Below are 6224 nucleotides of genomic sequence, written 5' to 3'. Positions count from 1 at the left end.
ACGTTGCGTTGGCACTCCCGCTCCAGTCGCCGGCTCGACTGCACGCGGTTGAGGTAGCCGTAGATGTAGATCCTCAGCAGCACCGCCGGGTCATACGAGGGGCGCCCTGTTGCCGCCGGCGTCATGCCCTCGAAGCCCATCGATGCCAGATCCAGTTCCTCGACGAACGCGTCAACCACGCGAACCGCGTTGTCCTCGGCAATGAACTCGTCCAGCGATTCCGGTAGCAACGTGACCTGATGCCGATCCTGCCCCTCAACGAACCTGCCCATATCGACTCCTCCTCGATATGCCTTCAAACTCTACGCAGCTGCGGCCAATCGCGGATCGGGGTTTTCACACAACCTCGGCCGACACCAGGCGCCAGGGTGTCGTCAGACTCCGGCCGGTGCGATCAACAATCCGACCGCTCGACAACGACCTCGCTGATCTGGACCACCGGCGCGATGTCGGTGTAGTTTGCTATGTCGCCCCGGATCTCGGCGCGGTGCTCTTGCGAGGCGGCCAGGTAGCCTTCGGCCGAGTCACAGATGAACGCGCACATCGCCACGAAGGCTGGCGGCGAACCGGGCTCCCTACCAGCCATGCCTTTTTCGACGGTGTAGTAGGCGCAGGCACTGCCCAGCCTGGCCTTGACCATCGGCATGTGCCGTTCGCGGTAGTAGACGTGGTCGAAGCGTGCGCCTTCGGCGTACGGGTACATCACAGTGACTTTGATCATGCGGTCCTCTTTGCCATCATTGGCGTCGTTGCCCAGGGATTCTCGTTGCATCAGGGCTTGCGCCGTCGCCCACACTCCGCATCGAGAATGTTCCTCGCTTGGGGGGCAGCCTCCGCAGATATCGGTAGGTGACGTACAGGACGAGCAAAGCTGCACAGACCACGAGCAGCAGGACTCCAGCACTTCGAGTAGACAGGCACTGGCCGACCCGACCTCGAACACCAGGCCGCGCTGGCGCAGCTCAGTCATGGTGGCCAGCGCAAGCCCCCAGGCCGCTCCTCCGTGGGTTCCAGCCCCAGCTTTTCGGCATGCCACCGGCGGGCGCGAGCCAAGTCCTTCGTGGGAATGCGGGCTTCGATGCGGGCATGTTTGAGCATGGGGGTCACCTCAGGAAGGCCAGGATGCGCTGCCACGTCAGCTCGGCGGCGTGGGCATCATGCTCGGGCCGCGAGGCGTCGGTGTAGAAGTGGCCCACGCCGGGGTAGGTGAACACCTCGGCGGCAACGCCCGCCTCGGTGGCCGATGCCAGCAGCGCGGCGATCTCGGTCGCTGGCGCGAAGTCATCGGCTTCGCCCGCGTGCACCTGCAGCTGCAGGCCCGGCTGGGCGTTGGCGGGCAGAGCGGCAAGCGCGTGGAGGAGCACCACGGCGGCGGCCTGCGGCCGCTCGGGCCACAGCGTGCCGATGACACCCACTCCCATGGAGACGCCTATCAGCACCGCGTCGGCCGGCAGGGCGTGCACAGCGTAGCGGGCGCGCCGCGTGATGCCAGACCAGCCCACGGCGTTCATCAGCGCGTATCCCTCGTCCATGGTGGCGGCCGTGCGCCCGTTGTAGAGGTCGGGCGTGGTGACTTGGTGGCCTGCCTGGCGCAGGCGCTCGGCGGCGAGGCGCTCCACGGGGCGCAAGCCGAGCATGGAATGAAACAGAGCGACGTACGCCACCGTTCAGCCGCCGCTACACGACTCTGCGTTGACGAACTCCACCCGCAGCTTGCCGTTCACCGCATTCACGCCGCGGACGGCCCGCTTGGCGAAATCGCCCCCGACCGACCGCGTGCCGCGTCATTCAAGCGATCCAGTGGACGCGGGTCGAATTCGCGGCGCCGGGCAGCGGTAGCGATTCCGCTTCGGCTGTGACCGCATCGCGCTCTGCGGACGACATCCGTTGCCACGGTTGGACCGTGATGTCGCGGCCCGCGCGGCGCCAGGTGCCGACAAGTTCGCCGTCGAGCATGACGGCGCCGGGCCAAACGCGGGAAGTCCACAGCGCAGCGCGACGGTTCGCCGCGGGAACCAGCATCTCGCGATCCGCGCCCTGGAGGAGGAAGTACGCGTCCCCGCTCGGCAGGAGCCGCACGCCTTCAACCGGCTCGGCGACCGTCCGAAACAATGCTTCCTGATCAGCGAGGATCCATGCGTCGCCCAGCGGCGTCCGGACGGGGATCAGGGTTGGCGCGAGTGCCTTGTGCGCCGCAACTGCGGCGGCTTTCGCGATCCCGGCCCAGGCGGCGAAGCCCTCGGCCGTGGAGGGCCCAAAGACATGCAGGTGCCGGCGTGCAAGCTCAAGTCGTGCCTGCGCCGGCTCAACCGCTGGCCGCTCGACAGTCCGGACGATCGGCCGTTGGGCACCGTCCCAGCGAATCAGGACGGTACCCGTCGCTGCTGCATAGCGCAGCGAGTTGGGAGCGACGTCCATCCCTCGTCCTGCCTCGCTGTAAGGCATCGCCCGCCCGTCAAGCCACTGGTGCAGGCGGGCGGCAAGATCCTCGGCCCTGCGCCGCTGCGCACCGCCGGCCGCAAGCCTGCCGAGCGAGAAGACGGCTCGATCTTCAGCGGCCACCGTGTACGCGCTGAACCGGGGGCCCCAGAGCTGAACAAGGCTCGAATCCGACCAGGCTTCGGGCGTCGTGCCTGTGACCCGGGCATGCAACGAGAGGACGGCTGCTCGCGGCATGCTGTCCTGAAGGCCGGCCAACGCCGCGCGCCGCACCGATGCCGCGCCAGGTGGCATCCGCCTGACCAGTCCATTGGCATCTCGACGATGGGCCAGGATCTGCTGCCGTGATAGCTCAAGAGGCCGCTGTCTGTGCATGCCTGTCATTGTCCTCCGCGGTCGTCCCTTGCCGGGTCGGCGTGAAGTGTCACGGCGTGACGGGCCCGGATCAGTCGCAGCTGTAGCGGAACGATCCGTCGAGGGCGAGTGGCAGCACCAGCGTGCGGATGCCGGCGGCCTTCGAGGCGGTGCACAGCTTGTCGCGCGCACCGTCGGTGTTGTTCGCGTAGTTGGCCTTGTACTCGGCGTTGAAGACGGGTTTGCCGATCGAAATGAAGACCGAGTAACCCCCGCACTCCGTGTACTCGTTGCATTGCTCGTTGACGGCAAAGTCGAACGAGGGCTCGAGTGCGCCGAGCTGGCCGACGTCGTTCTTCAAGCCGATCGCCAGGCCGCGGGCATGCGCAGTGGTGGCGAGGTAGCGGTTGTAGTCGAGCTGGTCTTGCGCGGTCAGCGGAAAGCCGGTGGCGTTGCTGTAGCCGTCGACGTTGTCGGGCTCGACGCCATCGCAGCCCTTGGACACGGCCAGGTCGAGGCGTGCGGCCATGATCGATCGCACGTTGGTCGAGCGGGTGTCCAGCCACTTTTCGCCGGCCCAGCCGTCGAGCGTCTGGCCCATGTCGGCCGCAGCGAACTTCGAGTAGTCGGGACGCCAGTCCTCCGAACTGCCCGCAGAAAAATAGCAGACCACCCTCCGGCCGGCCGCTTTCAGCTGGGCGATCGTTGCAGCGCTGGTGTCGACCAGGTCGATGTCGTAGACCGTGGCGTCGTAGGAGGTGTTCAGCGTGCCGGTCAACTGCCATTGCCATGTGGCCGCGGCGGCGGGCTTCCACCAGTCGCCAGCGGAGGGAGCGGGTGCGGGTGCGGGTGCCGTGCCCATCGGAGGCGGACTGCCGGCCGGACTGGATTCGCCATCACTGCCGCCTCCGCAGGCCGAGAGTGCCAGCGCGGCACCAAACAAGACGGCCAGGGCGGTGAGCGTGCCGGCGCTGCTGTCTTTCTGAGTCATGGGTTGCTTTGTGGTCATGGGGGAATGTGTGGCGTCACGCGCAGTTGCTGTTGTTCGATGGAGTCCATCCGGTGCAAAAGGCGTTCCAGGAATCAGGCGCGGATGCGCGCCGGGCGTCCAGCCCAGCCGCTGGCGCGTGAGCGCACTGGATGCAGGGTTGTCCAAGCCCGCGAAGTGCCCCATGGCGCCGAAGTGCGCGACGGCCTCGTTCTTCGAAAGCGAAACGACCGGCACCTTGAGGCCGTGGCCGATGGACGGCCGACCAGCGGTTGGCGCCCTCGCCGACCCATGCCGAGACGCCCTTCTGGCGCACGACCGCGATCAGGTAGCTGACCAAGCCGGCCCTGTCGCGGTCGTGCACCTGCGGCAGGCGGATCGCCGTCGCACGCACGCCGCGCGCTGCCTGCGCGAGGTCCGCCTGTTCGGACCTGCGTGGCATCCGGTAGTCGGGCGCATCCTCTTCAGTGCTGGCGCGGCCTGGCACAGCCGGAATGCCCGCAGTGACGACCAGGGGCTTGCCGCTGCCCGCGAGCACCTCACCCAGGGTCTCGATGGCGACTTGGTCGATCTCGCAATTGCGCGCGAACTGCGTGAAATCGTGAATGAAGCCGGCGTGCACGCCCCCATCGGCCAGGTCTGCGCCACGACGCAGGGCGTCCAGATCCGCTAGGCCGGACAGTAGGCCCCGCTGTCCGCCCAGGCCTGGATCAGATCGCCAAAGGCCTTCTGCGTGCCCGGCGCCGGGGTGCGGCCGGTGCCGGGTGCCCAGGCCCAACCGACCCGTTCATCGTGTGCCATGTGCTCGACCATCTGGGCCATCGTCTTGCCGCCGTTGCGCGAAGGGTCCTTCAGCTGATGGCAGATGGCGCCAAGCGTGCGGTCGTTCCAGGCCATCTCGATCGGCGCCAGGTGCCAGTTCTTGTTGCCCGGCACGCTGGCAATCTGCTTGGCGTCGAAGTTCTGCGCGCCGTGGCAGGTGGTGCAGCGCATCGCTGCGGCGCCGAAACCATCCTTGCCACGCACGACCAGTGGCTGATGCAGCTGCATGCCATCGCCCTGCAGCGGGCGGTCGCCGCTGGGGTGGCAGTTCAGGCAGCGCGGGTGCTGGATCACTTTGCCAGCTTCGGCAAACACGGCCAGCGAACTGCTGCTCGGCGGCTGGATGCGTTCTTTGGCTACGCGGCGGCTACGCCGGAAGATCGAGGCTCCTGGCCAACTGCGCCAAGTCCTTGATCGCATTGGTAGGCCGTGTTGGACTTGAACCAACGACCAAAGGATTATGAGTCCTCTGCTCTGACCAACTGAGCTAACGGCCCCCGGGGAAGAGCGCGATTGTAGGTGCGCGGCCCCGCGCGCCGGCGCGTCCGAACGGACCCGGGCGCTACTTCTGGCTCAGCGCATTGCTCACCAGCCGCGACGTGATGTCGACGATCTGGATCATCCGGTCGTACGCCATCCGCGTCGGCCCGATCACGCCCAGCGTGCCCACCACCTGCCCGTTCACCTCGTACGGCGCCGACACCACCGACAGCTCCTCGAACGGCACCACCATGCTCTCGCCGCCGATGTAGATGCGCACGCCCTCGGCGCGGCTGCTCACGTCCAGCAGACGCATCAGCTGCGTCTTCTGCTCGAACAGGTCGAACAGCTTGCGCAGCGAACCCATGTCGCTGCTGAAATCCTGCACCGTCAGCAGGTTGCGCTCGCCGGAGATCACCACCTGCTCCTGGCTGTCGGCCATCGCCTCGCTGCCGGCCTGCACCGCTGCCTGCATCAGCGACGCGATCTCGCCGCGCAGCGCGTCGACCTCGTTCTTCAGGCGCTCGCGCACCTCTTCGATCGTCAGCCCGGCGTACTGCGAGGTCAGGTAGTTGCTCGCCTCGATCAGCTGGCCCTGCGTGTAGTCCTGCGCGGTGAAGATCACCCGGTTCTGCACGTCGCCATCGGGCGCCACCAGGATCACCAGCACGCGCCGCTCCGACAGGCGCATGAACTCGATGTGGTGGAACACGCTCGCCTTGCGCGGCGCCGTCACCACGCCGACGAAGCTCGACAGGCTGGACAGCAGCTGCGCCGCGTTGGCGATCACCCGCTGCGGCTGGTCGGGCTGCAGCTGCGGCTCCATCGCGGGCGTGCCGCGCGCCAGGTCGAGCGGCTGCGCCGTCAGCATCGTGTCGACGAACAAGCGGTAACCGCGTGCCGTCGGGATGCGCCCGGCACTGGTGTGCGGGCTCGCGATCAGGCCCAGGTCTTCCAGGTCGGCCATCACGTTGCGGATCGTCGCCGGCGACAGGTCCAGCCCCGACGCGCGCGACAAGGTGCGCGACCCCACCGGTTGACCGTCGGCGATGTAGCGTTCGACCAGCGCTTTCAGCAGTGTTTTGGCTCGCTCGTCCAGCATGGTTTCATTGTAGGCGGCTGCTGATTCTGGCCCCGGTCT

General features: G+C 67.3%; 8 protein-coding genes and 1 tRNA gene. 1 reads left to right on the top strand and 8 read right to left on the bottom strand.

Features of this window, described 5'->3' with window-relative positions; genetic code table 11:
- The 5 genes from AC1DYN_RS08745 to AC1DYN_RS08725 form a co-directional block, all read right to left on the bottom strand.
- On the bottom strand, positions 1–272 hold a 272-nt coding region (locus tag AC1DYN_RS08745), incomplete at its 3' end, for a transposase (RefSeq protein ID WP_477958731.1).
- 122 nt (positions 273–394) lie between these two features.
- A complete protein-coding gene (locus AC1DYN_RS08740; RefSeq protein WP_477958730.1) occupies positions 395–721 on the bottom strand; it encodes an EthD family reductase in 327 nt (108 codons plus the stop codon).
- Positions 722–1103: 382 nt separating this feature from the next.
- Entirely contained in the window at positions 1104–1664 is a 561-nt protein-coding gene (locus AC1DYN_RS08735) for a dienelactone hydrolase family protein (protein WP_477958729.1), read from the bottom strand.
- A 124-nt stretch (positions 1665–1788) separates the two neighbouring features.
- Positions 1789–2814 (bottom strand): DNA glycosylase AlkZ-like family protein, encoded by a 1026-nt coding sequence (locus AC1DYN_RS08730; protein ID WP_477958728.1) that lies wholly within the window; start codon positions 2812–2814, stop codon positions 1789–1791.
- A 70-nt stretch (positions 2815–2884) separates the two neighbouring features.
- Positions 2885–3784: an endo alpha-1,4 polygalactosaminidase gene (locus AC1DYN_RS08725; protein WP_477958727.1), complete on the bottom strand. Its 900-nt coding sequence runs from the start codon at positions 3782–3784 to the stop codon at positions 2885–2887.
- A gap of 181 nt (positions 3785–3965) precedes the next feature.
- Between AC1DYN_RS08725 and AC1DYN_RS08720 the strand changes: the two genes are divergently transcribed.
- Positions 3966–4454, top strand: a complete 489-nt coding sequence (locus tag AC1DYN_RS08720) for a hypothetical protein (RefSeq protein ID WP_477958726.1) — start codon at positions 3966–3968, stop codon at positions 4452–4454.
- Here AC1DYN_RS08720 and AC1DYN_RS08715 read toward each other — a convergent pair.
- The 3 genes from AC1DYN_RS08715 to hrcA form a co-directional block, all read right to left on the bottom strand.
- Positions 4451–4918, bottom strand: a complete 468-nt coding sequence (locus tag AC1DYN_RS08715) for a hypothetical protein (protein ID WP_477958725.1) — start codon at positions 4916–4918, stop codon at positions 4451–4453. The genes AC1DYN_RS08720 and AC1DYN_RS08715 overlap by 4 nt on opposite strands.
- Positions 4919–5023: 105 nt before the next feature.
- A tRNA-Ile gene (locus AC1DYN_RS08710) sits at positions 5024–5100 on the bottom strand.
- 65 nt (positions 5101–5165) lie between these two features.
- A complete protein-coding gene (hrcA, locus tag AC1DYN_RS08705; protein WP_477958724.1) occupies positions 5166–6185 on the bottom strand; it encodes a heat-inducible transcriptional repressor HrcA in 1020 nt (339 codons plus the stop codon).
- Positions 6186–6224: the final 39 nt, after the last annotated feature.

The organism is Rhizobacter sp. P2_D12, from assembly GCF_056404395.1.
The sequence above is the reverse complement of the archived record's forward strand: the minus strand, read 5'-3'. Positions and strand labels throughout refer to the sequence as shown.